This window comes from Arthrospira sp. PCC 9901, assembly GCF_059013425.1.
In genome coordinates, this window is the sequence record NZ_CP102296.1 from 875,279 (window position 1) to 894,938 (window position 19,660).

The following is a 19,660-nucleotide window of genomic DNA, read 5'->3' on the forward strand; positions in this document are numbered from 1 at the left end:
GCTGTTTTGTAGATTAAGAATTTTCTCACCAAGACTTCATGGATATCTTAAACAATACCCTTATAATGAGGGGTACAAACCGGAAACCCTCGGATTGCTGATCAGCCAAGTTCCTTGGCGACCCACCCCAGCTCAAGATCACATAAAACTGATCTAATGGTATATTACACCATGTCAACTTGTCGTTCTGGAACTATCTGTATATTGACAGGAGGTCATCTGTTCCCATTGCTCAGAAGTTGGACTACAACCCATCTGACTGCTTAGTGGTACATTGAGGACGTTATTATCCCCGATTATGCCGTTACAGCATTATAGGCTGTTGTGAGCCTCAGATGATAACTCTAAGTGATTTACCAGATCACAGAGGGGTTAAATTTGAACTAAACCATTGATTGTTAATTATTCCAATTGAGGATTTTTCTAGCATGGACGAAGAACTTTTTACAACAGTCTTCCTAGAAGATGAGGAAATAGATGATATTTTCGACGATTTAGAGGCAGAAACTCCGTTTTTATTGCCTACAGAAAGTGTAGATGACCCGGCGGTAGAAGTTACTACCACAGCCACCCCGGTAAATCCCCTGAGTGAAGTAGTAAATCTTCGGGACTTTATTATTGAACAACTGTTTGATGAGGAAGTATATCTAGCTCAAAACCCTGATCTCGCACAGTTTAAATTAGAATTAGAATCAGCGGGTTTTCAGTTTAATGCACGGGAGCATTTTCGCGAATTTGGCAAATTTGAAGGTCGCGAATTTAGTGCTTTCTTCAGTGTGACTCGATACCTAGAGAAAAACACTGACCTTTCCCTAGTCATCAATCGTGAAGAAGCCTTCAGTCACTTCTTAGATTTTGGTCTGAATGAAGCTCGAGAATTTAGCGACTTTTTTAGCGCCAGTTTTTATGCAGAAGCGAATCCAGACTTGGCTGCTATTACCCAGGAAACTTTAGTTAGTAAGTTTGCTCACTTCTTGGGTGTAGGACAGTTTGAAAATCGCAGGTGTAGCCGAGTATTTGATGCCAATACCTACCTACAACTTAACCCAGACGTTAGTCAGTTACTGCAAGAATCAGCTAACCTAGGTATACAAATTAGTGCCTTTAGTCATTTTATCACCAGGGGTAGGTCTGAAAATCGGCAGTTTAGCAATATCTTTAATGTTAGCGAATACCTGCAACTCAACCCCGATTTAGTTCCCTTTGTTGAAAGTGGGGAAATTAACGCGATCGACCACTGGGTAAGATTCGGTATTTCTGAACGGCGCGAGTTTAGTCTTTCCTTCTCGGTTTCCCAGGTTTTAAGAACTCTCAGCCTCAGCAGTTTAACTGAAATCAATATCTCGGAACTGTTTGCTCAAATAGAAAGTAATCTCGCTTTAATTCTTGAGAGTGAAGATGATATCGATGATGATGTCGATGATGATATCGATGATGATGTCGATGATGATGTCGATGATGATATCGATGATGATATCGATGATGATATCGATGATGATATCGATGATGATGTCGATGATGATATCGATGATGATGTCGATGATGATGTCGATGCTACAGCACCCGAGATTCCACAGATACCCCCATTACCGGTAATACCTCCTATAGCAGAGCAACCGGAACCCGAACCCGAACCGGAACCCGAACCGGAACCCGAACCGGAACCGGAACCGGAACCCGAACCGGAACCGGAACCGGAACCCGAACCCGAACCGGAACCCGAACCCGAACCCGAACCGGAACCCGAACCCGAACCGGAACCGGAACCGGAAGAACCCGAATTACCATTAGACGTTGTTCTGGATGTAGATTACATTCTGACCACCTATGAAGCTGAGTTACGAATAGCTTTCGAGGTTCAAGATGTTACCACGATTTCCACTCGGGAACTCTTAGATTGGCTAGATGAGAATGCTTTAGAAGATGGTATTAACCCGTCTCCTTTCGTCGATATCCAGTTTTATGTAACGACTTTCGGTCAGCAATTAACCCGATTTTACAGCGTAACCTCTGTTGAAGAGCTAAGTTACCTGCAAATTGTCAACTTCATAGAAGGACCAGGCTTAGAGCGTGGATTTTCCCCCAGTCCGAATATCAACTTTGCTCACTTTCAAGCCACCTACAGCAGCCAAATAGAAGCCTTCTTTAGGACTTCCATTGAGAATATTACTAATGCTCAACTGTTCAGTTACATTGTTGAAGTTGGTCTGGAACAGGGTCAGAGTCCGTCAGTTCTGATTGATTTGAATTTCATACTGTCAAATCAGCAGTCGGTGACAGCTATTGAATCCCACTTTGGGACAGAAATTTCTAACCTGACTAATGCTCAGATTGTGCGGTTTATCAGTTCCGACGAGGGTTTAGAACGAGTCACTCCTTCTACCTTAGTAAGTCTCAACTACTTCCGAGCAGTTCATCGCCAGCGTTTAGAAGCATTTTTTGGTGTTGAAATTGCCGAAATCACCAACTCTCAAGTATTTACATTTGTCAATACAATTGGTTTGCAAGAAGGGTTAAATACCTCGGCTAAATTAGGTTTTAGCTATCTGCAATCTGTCTATGGTGAACGAATCACTGTAGCTCTGGGAGAAGGTGCCACTCAGCAGGAAGTGCTGGCATTTATTCAACGGGAAGGCTTACCAGAAAACGTTAATCCTTCTGTGTTTGTACATCTGGATTTCGTGCAACAAAGCCAATCGCAAGAAGTTCAGGAATTTTTCAATGTTGAGAGCGCTACACAACTGTCTAATCAGCAGGTAATCAACAGCATTCAAGCTAATGTTGAGGTTGATGTTAACTATGTGGTGACTCAATATGCTGAACAACTGGCTGAGTTCTACGAAATTGAGGTAGAACAGGTTAATTCTTTAAGTTCGGAACAGGTGATTTCTTTCACGTTGGGTGCGGGAGCCAATTTAGAGGTTAATCCTACTCCTATTAACTTGGCTGAAATTCGCCGATTATTTGGGACTGAACTGCAAGCATTTTTCGGAGTTTCGGATGTCACGGTTCTGAGCGATAGTCAAGTTAACTCGTTCGTCATCAATCAAAGCCGAGTTTCGGGACGGGTTAATGAGCTGGTTAATGTGGTTAATGTCAACTATTACCAGACTATTTTCTCGGAGGCTCTGACGGCTACTTTTGGCGAAGAGTTGACGGAGGAAAATGTACTTGAATTTGTGTTTGGAGATGCAGCGCCTGCTATTAACATCCGGTTTGCTAAAATTAAATATCGAGCGGCACTGGAACAACAGGCACAGTCTTTAGGTCGGACGCTGGAAACTCTGACTGATGATGAGGTTCGCCTCTATCTATTTACTGAAGGCTTTGATGTTGAAAATACGCTAACTCCGTTTAATATTGAGGTTGTCAGGACTGAATATGAGATTCAACTGAGAGCTTTTTATGGAGTGACAAATGTAGCGGTTCTCAGTGAACAGCAAATTTATCGTTTTGTGGTTGGTCAGGCTTTAGAGCAGGGTCTGAGCCTGGCTGAAGTGGTAGATGAGGAAGCACTGGAAATTCTGCGGGAAGAGTACAGCAGCTTGCTAATAGAATTCTACGGTGTGGAAAACGTAGAAACTCTCAGCACTAATGTGGTTCTCGATTTTATTTATGGTGGCTTGTCTCGGATAGTTGATTATGACTATTTCCGGTTTACTTTTACTGGAGATGTCGAAGCGACTTTTGGGGTGGAAAGCATCAGCGAAGTTACTACACTCCAAATTGTAGAGTATCTCTATGAACAGGAGGTTAGTGTCAGTTCCCTACACTGGTTTAATGTTGAAGCGTACTTGGAAGAACATGGTTCGGCGGCGGAAACGGCGATCGCACAATTTTTCCGGGTAAGTTCCATCAATGAACTTTCGGTAACTCAGATCCGTGATTTTGCGCTGAATATCGGTGTTCAACAATTCAGCATTGAAGGTGCGCTTAATATTGACTATATTCGGGAAACCTTCAACGCGGCTATTGTTTCCAGCGATCTGGCGGTTAACGCATGGTTGGAAAGTTTCTCTTTCCTGAATGTTGATACTGCTTATGTTCAGAATCAATTGGAAGGGTTACTGCTAGATGAAACCCTGACCCTGGAACAGGTAAATGAGATTTTGGGGACGGAAATTGAGGGTTTGGATGAGTTGAGCGATCGCCATCTGATTACCTTGGTGTTTGATGCCGATTTCCAAGAAATTATCGGTGATGTGGAAATTCAACTTTTCCAAGAAACTCTCAATATTGACTATGTGCGGACTGTATTTGCCTCGGCGATCGCTCATACTTTGGAAGTTGATATCACCGCTGTTACTGGTGAGGAAGTCCTCACGGTTCCTAATGAACAGCTTGATGAGTTTCTACTGGCTCAGTCGGAAGAAATTGCCAGCGAACTGGAAATTGATGCCGATGATGTGACTCTGGAACTGGCTCAAGAGTGGTTTATCACTAACTCGGTGACTACTGTTGAGGGTTTATCTGTTGAGGTTGATATTGCTTACGTTAAATATCAATTGCAACGGTCTCTCGATGATGAACAGTTCTCCCTTGAGGATATTAATTCCATCCTTGATGAACCTGTTGAGGAATTTGATGACCTCACAGATGAACAAATTGTTGACCTCGGTCTCAATGCTGAGTTTCAAGCTGAATTCTCCCTAGAGATTAGTCTGGTTCAAACAGAACTGAGTATCGGTTTTGTGGTTTCTCGATTCTCTGCTGAATTGGCTGATTTCTTCAATTTGTCTCCCGAAGAATTCGCGGCGAAAGAATTTACTCAAGAAGAAATTATCGAATTCTTTAGCTCTACTCAAGCTGAGGCGATCGCTGAATTCCTTGGGGAAACTGTTGTCGGCGGCGAAGATGATGACGATCTCGACGACGAAGACGACGAGGATGATGATTCCGACGACGACGAAGACGACGAGGATGATGATTCCGACGACGACGACGACGACGAAGACGACGACGACGACGACGACGAAGACGACGAGGATGATGATTCCGACGACGACGAAGACGACGAGGATGATGATTCCGACGACGACGAGGATGATGATTCCGACGACGACGACGACGACGAAGACGACGACGAAGACGACGACGACGACGAAGACGACGAAGACGACGACGAAGACGACGAAGACGACGACGACGACGACCAGGATGATGATTCCGACGACGGTCCAGTGTTTGCAGCCGAGGACGTTCTGGCTTACATCGAGCAGTTGATGGTCGATGTCGAGACCGTTACCCAAACCGAAGAAATCGATATCGAGTTTGTCACCTATCAGCTTGAGGAACTGTTCCAGGCTTCTGTTTTCAGCCTAGAAGATGTCAATACCATCTTGGAGACTGAATATGAATCTGTGGATGAGTTAACCACTGAAGACATCGTGACTTTGGCGTTTAGCGTTGAATTCCAAGAGGTTCTAGGTGAGGATGTCGAGATTGAACTGGTACAGTCTGAAGTTAACTACAGCTATCTGCGAGCCTCTCAAGCTCAAGCGATCGCTGATTTATTCAGCACAGAAGAAAATCCGATTACCGTTGAGGATGTCCTACGCGGTGAAATCGAACCCTTGACAGATGCTGAGATTTTGGCAGCCTTCGAGGAGAACTTCTTAACTGCTGATGTCGGATTTATTCGCTATCAAGTTGAGCAACTTCTGACCGAGACAACCATTACCATTGAACAGGTTAATGAGAGCCTGTCTCTTGAGGAGTCCATAGAAGCCATTGTAGAGCTTAATGATGCTCAAATCATCAATTTGGTCTACAACCGAGAATTCCAAGCCTTGCTGATGGAAGCAGAGCAGACTATAGAGCTATCTGCTATCAACTACGAGGCATTCATTGAGGCGAATGCAGAAACCTTAATCGCACAGTTTGAGGTGGATGATGTCACAGAGCTGACCTTAGAACAAGTTCATGGGTTCATGTTCAGTGGACAAGTCAGCATTCAGGGATTTGTCAACTTTGACTATCTCCGTGAGACTTTCATGAGTGCGATCGCATCCCAGGAACTGCCAGATAGCACCATTCTTGACTGGTTTAACACCGATTTCTCATTGATTAACGTCAACTTCCTGGATGTTCAATTCAACCAGTTTACAGCAGAAGTACAAACACAGTTGTTGGATTCTCTGGGTATTCAAGTTAACGAAGGCGAATCCCTCAGCCATCAGCAACTCATCGAAATTTTCTACAGCAGTGAGTTCCAAACCATTACCGGAATTGAAACCCTGCAAACACTAGCCTTTGATTGGCAAGGATATGCCGAAGCTAATGCAGAAGACTTGGCTGATTTCTATCAAGCCTTCCTCGTGCCAGCTATCCCAGAAGGTCAGGCTCCTAATTCTGTAGTGGTTGAATTGTCGAATTTCACCGGAGCAGAAGCACAGGTAACAGTGACATTAGAAGAAGTGGAAGGAGGCATTCAAGTCACCGTTGACAGTGTGGAACCCATCGCCGATATTAACGGTGTGTTCTTCAATATCGAAGATAGTAGCCTTCTCGATAGTCTGTCTGTAACTGGGGATGATGTCACCAATTCTAACTTTAGTGGTGATGTGAAACGGGTAAGAAATACCTCGATTTCACCGCTGAAATTTGATGCTGGTGTCCAAATCGGAACTCCTGGTATTGGTCAGGATGATATTCAATCCACAGTGTTTGTGATTACTGCAGATGGTGAAGAATTGAGCCTAGACCAGTTTGTGGGTCAGGAATTTGGAGTTCGTCTAACCAGTGTACAGTCCGGCGGAAGTCGCAGTGCTAGCAGTAAGTTGCGCGGAACTGCAGAAGCTGCTTTTACCGCTGATGGTGATGATGTTGGTGTGATTGATGTTAGTTCCCTTTCTGCTGAACAGGTGTTTAACTTTGCCTTCCGACAAGGATGGCAATTTGGAATTAACCCGCTGGAATTTGTGGAAGTTGATTTTCTGCGACAACAGTTCGCCGTTGACATCGCGCGAGCCTATAACATTGATGTTAGCGCAGTTGCCTCCCTGGAAAGCTCTTTGGTGCTGGATTATGTCTATGGTGGTCTTTCGACCCAAATTGACTTCGAGTTCTACCGCACTAAATATGCTGCTTCCTTGGAGTCTACCTTTACTGGAATCAGTGCTGAGAGTCTGACTCGCGCACAAATTCTTGAACACGCCTATACGGTAGGTTTGGAACAAGAGTTTAATTTTGTGGCCATTGATTATGATGCGATCGCCACTCAATATCCCCAAGTCTTTGCTGACTTCTTTGGTATCCCGGTTGAGGAAATTTTCAACCTGGATCTGTCAATTTTGCAAAGTTTTGACTTGGGAATTGCCTCGGAACTTGGCATCGATATCAGCCCATTTGTTGATATTGAATTCTTCCGCCAACAAGCCAGCGAACAAGTTCTTCAGAACTATCGCATTGAAAATGTCTTCCGCATTGATTCTCAACAAGTGTTTGAGTTTAGTTTGCAAGGCAATTTCAGCACTGAGCACCGACCATCGATCTCAATTGGGCGCTGACTCAATATGCTGATATCTTGGCTGAAAATCTCACTGATTTTGATCAAGATGGCGATGGTGAGATTGATAATTCGGAACTGTTCGATGCTTTGACCGGTCAACTGCTGGAACAAGGTAACGAAACTTCCGATATCTACAGCTTTGAGCAATATTTCGAGTCGGAAGATGTGCAAGAAGAGGTGGCTGAGTTCTTTGGTGTGGAATCCTTTGAGGACGTTACCTTTACTCAGCGCTTAGAGTATATGTTCGGTGCTGGTCTGCAAGCGGGAATTGACCCCTACAGTGAGGAGTTCCTAGAAGCTAATCCGCAAATGGCAATGGATATTTACCTGGAAGAAAACTCTGCTGCTTTGATTGAGTTTGCTGGAGTTCGGTCTATTAATCAGGTGACCTTCTTGGATGTTTATAACTTCCAAGCCATCAATGAGGTTAATGCCTTCTCTGGCATCAGTACCATCGATGACATTGATGATATCGATGACATTATCGATGACATTATCGATGAAGTAGATGCCTTCTCTGTGTAAAATATCAGTTAAGTTTCCCTTGAGATATAGGGAAACTGACTCGGACAATTAACAGCTAAATTAGAGTGAGGTTGATGATTCAATCTCACTCTTTTTTGGAGGGTATATCAGCGGCAACCTAGAAAGTTGATTGTCTCCTAATTAGCCGTGGGTAACGGCGGTTTAACTGACGGGAGAGAGAAAGTAATCATCAATCACTCACTATTCAAGGGGATTTGAGATGACCTCTAAGCATTCATTAAACCATGCTTGCACATTTTCATTGATTTCTGAGGAATTAAAGGAGTGGGAAAAGGTGCTTAAATTTAGGGCTTCATCTGATACATGAGTCTCCCAACCATCATCATGGTTGTTTCCAATGACTGGGTGAGTATAGGTGATTTGTTGGATTTGGGTTTGCTGGGAATTAAAAACTCCTTCAAAACATGAACCAATATCGGAGTTTTGAATATAAACTAAACCCCTAACTTGATTATTTGGGTAAGTTTGAAAGACAATATATTCCGCCCCAACTTCTGTAGGGGATGAAACTGTCCCGCGAAACTGTATTTGTGATATCATCGAAACAGTTGCCACCCCAAGGGCGATCGCCATTTTGGGAATAACGGTCAGGACCTCCATAGTTCACTCCTGGCTGACAACACCTGATGACTACAAGAGATAAACCGCCAATTCCCGAAATCTTTATCTGTTAATCTTGAATGACCACCAAACTCCCCGTATAGCAAGCTACCCACACCTGTCGAGTTTTCGGGTCGTAAGTAATTCCTATGGGGTTTAAGCCTACGGTGATGGTATCAATAATTTCCATATCCTCAGCTTGCACTTTACTAACGGTGTGGGAGTAATAGTTCACCACATAGAGGAATTGATCATCATCTGATAATACCATACTACGAGGGGCTGCACCTGTAAAAATTTTCCTGATAATTTCCCCGGTTTCTGTGTCAATTTTGGCTACATGATCATCACCATTCAGGGTAACATATAGATATTTTCCGGTGGAATCTAAAATCAGATGGCGAGGATATAAACCTACGTTATACATCCAATTTACTGAGTAGTCCTGTAGGTCTATTTTGGCAATATCGGAAGTTCCCATCACGGCTATATAAGCAGTTTCAGAATTCGGAGAGATGGTAATTCCCCGGGGAAATCTGCCTACAAATATCCTTTGTATTTCTTGATTGGTGTCGGTATCAATAACGCTAACATCCCCTGAACACCAGTTAGTTACTAAGACATATTTACCATTGGGAGAAACGGCGATAAACTTGGGAACTGAACCGACTTTAATGGCGTTGTCAATGGTTAAATTTTCGGTATTAATCCGATAGATAAAACTAGGGTCGAATTTGTCTGATGGTAAACAGGTATCATGACCGGGATTATTAAACTCAGGACCATACATCCGATAATTGGAGATATAGGCAAATTTGCCATCTTGAGAAACTGCTGCTTCTACGGGAGAACCTTTGTATTTTTCGGCGGTAAAATCTCGATGACCAAACTTATACAAATTCACATGATCAGCAATTTTTTTAACCTGCTCAAATTGACGATTATAAACAGCAATTGAATGTTCATACATCATATTTTGTACAAAGAACATTCCGGGGTCTGCATAAACAACAGACTTGGGGGTTAAATCATCACTTTTGATAGTCTTAATAATTTCAAATTGACCAGGTTGTGGGGGTAAAAAAGCGATGGTTTCCTGAGATTCAGAGTTATCTAATGAGTTATGATTGCTTAATTTCTGCTGTAGAAAATCTATGCGATCGCCTAATTTGAAAATATCAGAACCTGAGTCAGCTACCGCCAATCGAATCGCGGTTAAGGTTAACACCACTAGAGAAATAGATGCTATAATTAGGGTTTTGCCGGATTTTTGCATCAACATCAAATGGAATTTATTAAGTTTGTTCATAATCTCCTGACACCACCAAACGACTAATAAAAACTTACCCAGAAAAACTAGACAGCTAGGTTAATCATGGGTAAGTTAACTGAATCCGAATGTTATATTAATCTTGGAATACCATAACACTGCCAGAATAGCAAGCTACCCAAACCTGTCGCTTTTGGGGGTCGTAAGTCACACCAATGGGTCGGTGGTTAGTGCGGACAGTATGAATGACTCTCATATCTTCTGTGCGGACTTTACTCATGGTATTAGAGTGATAATTAACCACATACAAAAATTGACCATCATCAGAAATTGCCATACTACGGGGGCGCTTCCTGTCCTAATTCGGCGGATGACTTTACCCGTTTCTAGGTTGATTTTTGCCACAGTCCCCTCACCATTAAGGGTGGTATACAGGAATTTCCCTTGAGGATCTATATTCAAATGTCGAGGGGAACGTCCGATATTATTAAGCCAGGTGAGGGAAAAATCATTAAGGTTAATTTTGGCGATTTGGGTGGAACCCATGACGGCTACATAAGCAAATTCTGAGTTAGAATCAACAGCAATTCCTCGCGGATAACGACCTATTTTTAGCCGTTGAATTTCCTGGTTTATTTGGGTGTCAACAATACTTAAATCCCAACCACACCAATTGCTAACTAATACGAAACGACCATCAGGAGTAACTGTATTAAATTTCGGCACGGGTCCGACTTGAATCACTTGTTCGATGTTCAGGGTTTCGGTATTGATTTTATACATAAAACTATCATCATGTCTCCCGGCTGGAGAACATCTATCATTTCCGGGGCGAGAAAAGCCGGAACCATACATTTTATAATTGGCAACGTAGGCGTATTTTCCATCAGGAGAAAAGGAGGCTTCTACGGGTGAACCTCTATGATTTCCGGTGAATTTCGAGAAGCCAAAATCTGAGAATTTGATGCTGTCGGGAATAGTCTTGATTAAATCAAAGTTACGGTCATAGACGGTTATTGTGTGGCGATACATCATATTTTGGGCAAAAAATAAGCCTTTCCCTGAATGCACAATTGATTTGGGTGCAATAGGGCCGGTAATAGTTTTAACATGGCTCATTTTTCCAGATGGGTCGCGGGGGGGTGCTTCCACAAAACCGGGATTTTTTAAGAGGGCGATCGCTGTCTGAAAGCCTTTTGGTAAATCATAGTTGATGTTGATAGCTGGGGGTTTGGCAGCTGGGGGTTTGGCGGCTGGGGGTTTGGCGGCTGGTGGCGGCGGCTGAGTTGCTGTGGGTTGAGGAGGGGGAGTGGTAGCGACTTCTGGGGTTTTTGGGGAGGGTGGAATTAGGGCTAAAGCCTGGCGAGTTTCTTGTCCGACAATGCCATCTGGCCTTAATCCGCGATCGCTTTGAAATTGTCTAACTGCTTGTTGAGTGATCGGACCAAAATTACCTAAATTAGGGTTATTAAAATATCCCAATTCTCGGAGTCTAATCTGTAATTCGGCTACCTCCTGACCTCGGCTACCGCGCCTTAAAACTGGTGGGGTCTGATTTTCAGTAGGGGTGGCGCGGGCGACTATTTGAGTTTCTCGATTTATGGGACTCTCAGCAGAGGCTACGGTCACTCCTGTTAATAATAATGCGATCGCACAAGGGAGACCCAGCATCGACCGTCGGAGAAGGTTAACAGGTCGATAACCGCTAGAATATGATTTAGACTTGGTGATGCAACCGGGGTTATCCATAATCAATTAAGCATGGTTTTTCCCCGCTATCCTAGCGCATTTTGACCACTCAAAGATATGGTGCTACTGTGCCGATGAGTGGCCCTCTGATCCACCCGGTTTCTTTTCCCCCCCCAGGCTGAGAAACCGGGTTTCTGTGAAAATCTCGGCATCCTCACCGACATCACGTTAAGAAACCCGGTTTCTTTCCCCCTCCCGAAAGGTAGCACTTGGCTGACTTTTCCCGGATATACCCGGTCTGTTAACTCCCATTGGCCAGTAGTGGGGGGGAACAATTCCATAGACCTATTCTCAGCCAATCGTCTGAGGCTATAGGGGTCGGGGTCGGGGTGATGAACTGCTGGCGATCGCATTTTTTTGACCGGCGACAGAATAGAAGAAACCGGGTTTGTAAATAGTATCATTTAGGAGAAACAAACATTTTTAACGTAGGTTTTGCAGTTAAATTTGCCAATCCTCCTCGATTGAAAGTGTGCCAATTATATCCAGAATAATAAGCTGTTATCGGATCTAAAGGATAACCTTTAATTATCTCTGTTACAACTTGATGAGGAGAATTGCCAAAAAACAAACCTTCAAAAATTTGATTTTGTTGATCAATTGTAGATCTCAAATAATACGGATTTAAAATTTCATTTAAATAAACTCTATAATACCCTTGGCTATAATAATTTTGAACATATTCTCCGGTTTCTAAAATCTTTTCTGGTGAGAGATAACCTACAACTTTTCCCATTTTAAAATTTTCATCTACTACTACAAAAACAATCAAATCTTGCCGACGATCTCCAGCCAAGCAATTTTCTCCTACATTCCACCAGTCACGCTGTTTGCCGCTTTCTAGCTGAAAGGTTTTAATGTCCATTTTTAATAACTTTTCACCTGATGTATTAATCAACAAAGTATTTTGCGAAAAGTCATACTCATCTCCTTGTTCATGTTTTTTTAAATCAACTCTAGACACGGGAATGTTACATTCACCCGCCCAACCTGCAAATACGAATTCTCCACACTTTCCAACCCAAGCATTCAAATAGTTATTAGGGAATGTCCTTTGCGCCCAAGTACGGGCAACATCTTTATCTTCTGTGAAGATCAAAATCGTTTCATTACTGACAACATTTTGGGTTAAAAACTCTGACCAAAATTTCCGATCAACCTCTCTATAGTAGTCTCTACTGCTAAATCTTAAGTAAGAAAACATCCTGGCAATATCAACTAGCTCTTCAAGATTTGGATCTCCCTTAACTTGAAATACTTTGGCGAATGAAGACCAGAAATTTTCATATCCTTGATAACTTTCAAAAATTGCACACACCTCAACTTCAAGAACCACACCTGAAAGAGAGTTAGTTTGACCGACTATAAAGTTGGGACATGATATTTCATAATTAAAATCACTTTTTTCAGCCAGCCAATAGTCATCATCTATAGGACCCCAAGCATAGTCCCTTCCCTCTTTTCTGGCTTTTTCTAAAGTCTCTGTTAGCAGTTCTGATGTCAACCTAAATGCTGGACAGTTTGATGCAGTTGTAAAATTTCCTGTCAGTTCTTGCATCTTCATTTACTCCGTTAACAAATTGAATCTCAAAAATGTTCGGCCATCTACTGATTGGATGAAAACTATCTTTTCCCTCAAAAGATGGAGGGAGGAGCTTGAATGATAATTTCTTCCGGTGGTAAATCAACGGAGGTTTCTGTTGATATCAGTCCTGCGATGATAAATTTATCGACTGCTTCTCCTGTAAACATAGCCTGTATGTGAGCTTCCATCCCTACATTTGGTAGAGATTTCATCAAAAACTTCCTCTTCACAGAAATAACCTTTCCGTCAATGATTTCAGTAGTAAATATTCCATACCACTCTCGATTTGCCAATTCCAGAAAGTTTTGTGTTTTGGGATTTTTCTTTTTAAATGGTTCATCCAACCATAAAGTGATTTTATTTTTTTGAGTTTGTATATGGCAAAATCCTCGATTAAAGTATGCAGGATGATGACAAACTAACATATGAATTGATTCAACTTTAGCACCATCAATGTAGATTGGTTTTGTCAATCTTTTAGTCATTGCTTCATGTTTGATAATCACAACTTTGTCCTCCATACTTTGATCTAAATTATTTTGATAATTGGAGTCAAAACTTCATCTCAATATTTTTCCGTCGCATCATTGCAAGGAATGATATATCCGTAATTATAATAAAGTTTCTTATGTTTTTTTTCCGTCTATTATTTTGTGATTAAATCCTCTAATATCCGGCATTTTAGCGGGCTTTCCTAAAACATTCATTTTGGGATATATAGAAAAGCTATTATTGCCCCCACTGCTATAGCCAGGAATGATTAATTGGTTGCCTCCTTGAGCGGTATAATGTTTGCGAAACTCACAAATAGCTCCACTAGCTTTGTTTTCAACAAGAGTAAGCAAAGATAAACACGGAAACTTGTTGGCACCTTTCTGCTGAATTCTAAAATTTTGAATTTGATTGATCAGGGGAGAAAAAGTTTTGAAAATTATCGGATTTAAACTGCTTCTTTGTTCTCCTGCATAGGTAAAGACTTCAAATGGCTTCCAACTCGCCAGCGCACAAGCAGCATCAATAATCTCATAATTACTGTTTGTACCCATATATAAAATGACTCCGTATTTTCTTAATGTTTGAACCGCATCACCTTCAACATTAATTAAAAAAGTTATTGCCGAGTCAAAAAAACCCGTGTTGATTAGTCGCATGGCTTCTGTTGCAAGCAAGCGATTTTTCTGAACAGGCAGATAACTTATAAAATCATCTGGTTCCATCGGAATTTTCAATGTAAATTCTGCCAATTTTAAATCCCTAGATGCAAGATTTTGAGCCTGCTTAGATGCGATATCATAGACTGTCATGCTGACTTGATTAACGCGGTTCAATAAAGCTGATGTTGGCTCTTCATGATAAATTTGTCCACTTTCTACAAGCCAATCAAGGATGGCAGGCATTAGTCCTGCTGTTCCCTCAGATAAATATAAGTCAACCAAAGATGGATAGTCTGGCTCAACTTCTAATTCAAAATTTTTACTGTCTTTTTGCCACTTGGGTTTGCCAAAACCAAAACTAGGCCCCTGTTGATTGCGACGTTTTGATTTGCTCATGTAGATATCCCATTCATTGATTATTGACTGTACGGAATAATATTCTAGTTTAAATATATTTTTTTGTAAAGCATAAAATTGTATTATTTTATTACAAAATTTTCCGGATTGTACCTAATATTGTGTCGCATTTCACACTCAATTATCTAAAAATGTACTAAAATGTGGTATAATACCAAAGTCCCGTACAAGCACCCCTATGCTATGAACCTTAAAGAAATGTTAAATATCGCCGATCGCATCGTGTTTGCGAAGACCGGACATCACCTTGACGATCTACAGGAGGCGGTACTGAGAGGAACGCTGGAACGGGAGACTTATCAACGCATTGCCAAAGAGTATGATTACTCGGAAAGCAGCGTCAGAAATGCGGGTTCGCAGTTGTGGCATATCCTTTCGGAGGAGTTGGGAGAAGAAGTTAATAAATCCAATTTTCGCTCGGCAATGGAGCGGTTTCAATTTTCCCTATTTTCAAATGTTGTACAAGATTATGTTGGAGTTGGCAATATTAACGTTTGTGGGGAGGGAAGACACCCGCCGGATATACCAAACCGACAGCCACCCAATCGAGAGGTATGCAGTCAAGAGTTAAGCGAGATGCCGGATTTGGGTGTTTTTTACGATCGCACCCTCGAACTGGAAACCCTGAGTGATTGGATTCTAAACGAACGCTGTCGCCTCATAGCAATCACAGGCATGAGTGGCATCGGCAAAACCGCCTTAGTCTCCCAACTGGTGCAGCAAATCAAAGATGAGTTCGAGTCCGTTTTCTGGTGTAGCCTAGCGTCGCCTCCCACCTTTTCAGACTGGCAAAATCGCCTGCTAAAGTTTTTATCAACATCGCCAACCGATCGCTCTTTCCACCTCACCTCAGAGCCTTTATTCGTCATTCATTATTTACAACAATATCGCTGTTTGCTAGTTTTAGATGACCTTCACAATTTGTTTGTTTCGGGAGAGTTGGCGGGCAAATATCAAGCCGAGTGCCAAGACTATCAATCCTTTTTTAAGCAAGTTGAGAACTTATCCCATCAAAGCTGCGTTTTACTCATCGGTTGGGAACCCTCCATTGAACTCCCCCCCAGTGCCAAGCAAAATAGCCCGCTGCGGACGCTACAACTCACCGGGTTAGATATCGCCACGACTCGAAAGATTCTCCAAGATTACGAATTGACAGAAATTGATGAAAATTCCCCACTGATTGACTGCTATGATGGAAATCCTTTCTGGGTGAAAAGTCTCGCCAGCCAGATTCAAGAGTTGGGCGGGTTTGTCCCCGATATTTTGAAAAATGATACTTTATTGTTGCCGGAAGATGTGAAGTGTATTTTACGGCAACAGTACGATCGCCTGTCGGAAACTGAAAAACAAGTGATGGTTTTATTAGCCGGCGAGAGCGAACCTATCAGCTTGGGAGGATTGCTAGAAATGGCGATAATGCCTCCCGCAGATTGTCTCAATTCGATTCAATCTTTGCTGCGACGTTGTTGGCTGGAAAAGCCAGACAATCTCTACAGACTACCCAAAGCCATCAAGCAGTATATTATCCATCATTTGATTTAATAAATGTGGGGGGTCAATTTATCCGATATGATCAACCCGACGGGCATTGAATTTATGCGGTGATGTCCTAGTTTAGGGTGATTTCTAGCATGGTTTTCAAATCGTCCCAGCAACCAGGTTTCTGGCCCCCCACCCACATCCCAGAAACCCGGTTTTTCAATCTCTCAACCCCTCCAACCGCAGAAAATTTACTCCCCCGAATGAGTCCCCTGCTACCACCGTCACCCCATCATCAGCCACAGCACAGGAAATCATCGGAGCCTCCCCGGTGAAGGTAGCTAACACTCCCCCCGTTGCCAAATCCCACAGTTTCAGGGTGCGATCAGAGGATGCGGAAACGGCAGTTTTGCCGTCCGGCGCGATCGCCACTGCATTCACGTAAACCTCTTGGGAGCGTGGAAGCCCCGTGTCTTTAGACCGGGGAGGAAACGCGACAGGGGGACTTTAGTCCCCGTCAATCTTTCAAGCATAGGCGTAACCATCCTTCCTGTGAATGGGTTGGCAGTATTTGTGGCTGATGCCTGCCACCCGTACCGAAGCGGTGGTAATATCAAAACTACCAGACGCACGGCAGAGAACCCGTCCTAGATATGAGCCAATTTTCTTCCCCGCTGTGACCAGTGCCGTCACCATGTCGCCAGTCTGAAAGCCTTTATGAATTTGCCTCCTGGAGCGGTGACGAGTAGGGAATCCGTACTTATTCGTCCCGCACATCTGACGGGTTCCATGCCCCTTTGCTAAAATTAGCAACGGTTTTGAAGTCAGAACTTCGAGTGATTCGACTGGTCCAACACAGGCAGCATCAAGCCAGTGAGCTTTAGGTAGGTTGAGCCTCAGTCGATTGAACTTCGTTTGTCCGCCCGTTCCTGTGGTAACTGGGAGTCCTGTTGCTTTGAGAGCCTTGAACAAGGCCCATCGGGTCGAGTTAACGGCAGCCGCATCTTTAAGGGGTGATTTGGCCTGCCTGAGAAGACGACTCAGGACATCAGGCTGGCCCGATAAAAAATCCCGAATGTCCCCATTGCCTTTGGCTTGATTGCATGAGTGGCAAGCCATCGTCAGGTTAGAAACCCGGTCAGAGCCACCCTTAGACCGAGGCTGGATATGCTCAACTTCAAGTGGTACATTTTGAGCCCCACAGTAAGCACAGGTTCTGCCCCACTTGAACAACAGGTATTCCCTGACTTCATAGCCTTGTAATTCTCCCTGCTGATACTCAACACCTGAAATCTCAGGGTTTTCCATCAATTGCAGGTCGAACCGTACTAGCTCTTGGGTAATGCGGCCAACTGGGGCAAGTCTACGAAATCGGTGAACCCAGGTCATTAGAGTATCTACTCGATGCTGCAAGCTGGGAGCTAACCAACCCTTGCTCCGAGTCCGATTCAAGAACCGAGCTGGTCGATATCGGGTCTTGCGGTTTCGTCGAGAACGTCGGAGTTGACGACGAGAGAGCAATGCTTCTTTAATCTGCTGTCCTCGGTGCTGCAACTCGGCAGCAAAGATAATATGATTCCCTTGCTTTAAGGCAATTCCAGTGACTTTAGAGCCTGGGTCTAATTTGAGTTCGAGGGGTTCAGGATTAGCGTCAACCTCCTTGTTTAGAATAATGGTGAATGGGTAGCGTCGAAATACCGATGCTTTCCCGGCTTTGAGCAGTGATCGTGCCATCCCTGGCTTGCACGGTGTCAGGGGCTTGCGGTTGGTATCTAAAACGAAAACATGGTTAGACATTGTTGCGTCTGTTCTGATTGCTCGTAACGTTTGCTTCGCTAATGTTCAGAGTCGGTACTTTCCAAATCGCACTGTCTTAACCCCTTAGGACTGTTTAACGATTTGGTTCTAGAGCCTGGAACTAGCACGCATTCCAGGGTAGGAACTTTAACTCTTGCTCTGAACGTAGCCAGTTAAGGCTTAAGCTGGTCAGCTACCTGAAAGCGGGGGCACGAAGCCCCCGTGCTTCAGCCGGGGGTGCTGACTTTCCGCCCCATTCATCCGCAAATCCTCCGCTTTTTGGCTTAGGAAATCCCTAAAGGAAGCATGGTATTAGGCTTAATAATCGCTTTAACTAGGCGATCGCTTGCCATTCTTCCCCCCGATAAATTCCTAGCCACAGGACCCACAATCAAAGCCGCTAATCCCCCCATTATAAAACATTCAGACCCAGGAATCCGCAAATTTTCATCTAGGACAGGTAAACCATTAATCATCTCCGTCCGATAAATTCGTAGCACATCAGTCAGTAAATTATCTTGGTGTCCATTAAATTGAGTTCCCGTAGCCAACCAAATCCGATTAAACATTAGTGAAACTTCCCCATTCAGCCTCACTCGCCACTGTTCATCCTTCCAAACCGCCCCCAGAATCTCAGTATTTTCTAAAATCCTCAATTTCCCCTGACGCGCCGCCCGTCTTAACTGTAACATCAGCGCTGGAGTCACCGAACCCCCATCACGAGCCTGTTTAATCATCTCCCAACGACCATACCAACAGTCCTCCCCTTCAAAACCCTTTAAATATTTGGGTCCTAACCAACCAGGTTCCGCATCAAATAACCTCTCGCGCAACTGTCGCCGCACTACTAATGTCACCATAGCGCCTCGTTTTAGCGCCCCCATAGCCAAATGACCGCTGGTTAAACCCCCTCCCACAATTACAATATCTTCTCCAGACAAATCCTTAATTAACCGCAAATCAACCTGTTGAGAATGACAAAGGCTACTGGGAGGATAGGGGGTCCTAATTTCTTCTACCCACTGGGGAATATTGGGAACCGCCGCCCCGGTTGCTAATACTACCCGCCGCGCAATTAAGGAACTACCATCAGTTAAAACTATCTGAAATCTGGGCTTTTGGGACCATTGAATGGGTAACACTTGGCTGACTTTTCCCGGATATACCCGGTCTGTTAACTCCCATTTTTTCACTACCTCACCACAGAAATCCTCAAATAGCTGGGTTCCTGGTAGGTCGTAGGGGGGGAACAATTCCATCGACCTATTCTCAGCAAATCGTCTGAGGCTATAGGGGTCGGGGTCGGGGTGATGTACTGCTGGCGATCGCAAATGGGGGATTTCCTGCGCCTTAAATTGATGTCGCCATTGTTCTAACCAAGTCCCACTGGGGTCTAAGACCATAAATCGGTTCCTGAATTTTTGGCGTTTCTGCAATATATGGGTAACTAACGTCAGGGCTTGGGGACCTGCTCCCACAATCGCTAGGTCAATCAAACTCGGTAAAGGGCGATCGAACATATTTTTCGGAATTTTCTCGAATCCTGTGTTATG

General features: G+C 43.5%; 14 protein-coding genes. 3 read left to right on the forward strand and 11 right to left on the reverse strand.

Annotation, left to right across the window (positions count from 1 at the left end; translation table 11 throughout):
* Positions 1 to 428: 428 nt before the first annotated feature.
* Positions 429 to 7,508: an energy transducer TonB gene (locus tag NLZ44_RS03930; RefSeq protein ID WP_493751918.1), complete on the forward strand. Its 7,080-nt coding sequence runs from the start codon at positions 429 to 431 to the stop codon at positions 7,506 to 7,508.
* Between the two features lie 17 nt (positions 7,509 to 7,525).
* Complete coding sequence (locus tag NLZ44_RS03935) at positions 7,526 to 8,035, forward strand: hypothetical protein (RefSeq protein ID WP_493751919.1); 510 nt, start codon at positions 7,526 to 7,528, stop codon at positions 8,033 to 8,035.
* A gap of 201 nt (positions 8,036 to 8,236) precedes the next feature.
* Here the strand turns inward: NLZ44_RS03935 and NLZ44_RS03940 are convergent, their stop codons facing one another.
* The 8 genes from NLZ44_RS03940 to NLZ44_RS03975 all read right to left on the reverse strand — a co-directional run bounded on the left by NLZ44_RS03940 (position 8,237) and on the right by NLZ44_RS03975 (position 14,810).
* Positions 8,237 to 8,656: a hypothetical protein gene (locus NLZ44_RS03940; protein WP_008052308.1), complete on the reverse strand. Its 420-nt coding sequence runs from the start codon at positions 8,654 to 8,656 to the stop codon at positions 8,237 to 8,239.
* A gap of 70 nt (positions 8,657 to 8,726) precedes the next feature.
* Positions 8,727 to 9,965, reverse strand: coding sequence for a YncE family protein (locus NLZ44_RS03945; protein ID WP_493751920.1), 1,239 nt, complete (start codon positions 9,963 to 9,965; stop codon positions 8,727 to 8,729).
* Between the two features lie 97 nt (positions 9,966 to 10,062).
* Complete coding sequence (locus tag NLZ44_RS03950; RefSeq protein ID WP_493751921.1) at positions 10,063 to 10,206, reverse strand: hypothetical protein; 144 nt, start codon at positions 10,204 to 10,206, stop codon at positions 10,063 to 10,065.
* Positions 10,203 to 11,675: a peptidoglycan-binding protein gene (locus tag NLZ44_RS03955; RefSeq protein WP_493751922.1), complete on the reverse strand. Its 1,473-nt coding sequence runs from the start codon at positions 11,673 to 11,675 to the stop codon at positions 10,203 to 10,205. Before NLZ44_RS03955 ends, NLZ44_RS03950 begins: the two co-directional genes overlap by 4 nt.
* A gap of 26 nt (positions 11,676 to 11,701) precedes the next feature.
* Entirely contained in the window at positions 11,702 to 12,079 is a 378-nt protein-coding gene (locus NLZ44_RS03960; RefSeq protein WP_493751923.1) for a hypothetical protein, read from the reverse strand.
* A complete protein-coding gene (locus tag NLZ44_RS03965) occupies positions 12,076 to 13,233 on the reverse strand; it encodes a hypothetical protein (RefSeq protein ID WP_493751924.1) in 1,158 nt (385 codons plus the stop codon). Before NLZ44_RS03965 ends, NLZ44_RS03960 begins: the two co-directional genes overlap by 4 nt.
* A 77-nt stretch (positions 13,234 to 13,310) precedes the next feature.
* The gene (locus NLZ44_RS03970) at positions 13,311 to 13,781 is read right to left on the reverse strand and encodes a hypothetical protein (RefSeq protein WP_493751925.1); all 471 of its coding nucleotides are present in this window, start codon (positions 13,779 to 13,781) and stop codon (positions 13,311 to 13,313) included.
* Between the two features lie 105 nt (positions 13,782 to 13,886).
* A complete protein-coding gene (locus NLZ44_RS03975) occupies positions 13,887 to 14,810 on the reverse strand; it encodes a hypothetical protein (protein WP_493751926.1) in 924 nt (307 codons plus the stop codon).
* Positions 14,811 to 15,014: 204 nt separating this feature from the next.
* On the opposite strand from NLZ44_RS03975, the gene NLZ44_RS03980 reads away from it, so the two are divergent.
* Positions 15,015 to 16,373, forward strand: coding sequence for a helix-turn-helix domain-containing protein (locus tag NLZ44_RS03980; RefSeq protein WP_493751927.1), 1,359 nt, complete (start codon positions 15,015 to 15,017; stop codon positions 16,371 to 16,373).
* Between the two features lie 156 nt (positions 16,374 to 16,529).
* Here NLZ44_RS03980 and NLZ44_RS03985 read toward each other — a convergent pair whose 3' ends face one another.
* The 3 genes from NLZ44_RS03985 to NLZ44_RS03995 form a co-directional block, all read right to left on the reverse strand.
* Positions 16,530 to 16,751, reverse strand: coding sequence for a WD40 repeat domain-containing protein (locus NLZ44_RS03985; protein ID WP_006624432.1), 222 nt, complete (start codon positions 16,749 to 16,751; stop codon positions 16,530 to 16,532).
* Positions 16,752 to 16,835: 84 nt separating this feature from the next.
* Positions 16,836 to 18,107: an RNA-guided endonuclease IscB gene (iscB, locus tag NLZ44_RS03990; RefSeq protein WP_493751928.1), complete on the reverse strand. Its 1,272-nt coding sequence runs from the start codon at positions 18,105 to 18,107 to the stop codon at positions 16,836 to 16,838.
* A 284-nt stretch (positions 18,108 to 18,391) separates the two neighbouring features.
* Positions 18,392 to 19,627 carry an FAD/NAD(P)-binding protein gene (locus NLZ44_RS03995; protein ID WP_493751929.1) on the reverse strand — a complete coding sequence of 412 codons (1,236 nt, stop codon included), beginning with the start codon at positions 19,625 to 19,627 and terminating at the stop codon, positions 18,392 to 18,394.
* Positions 19,628 to 19,660 lie beyond the last annotated feature (33 nt).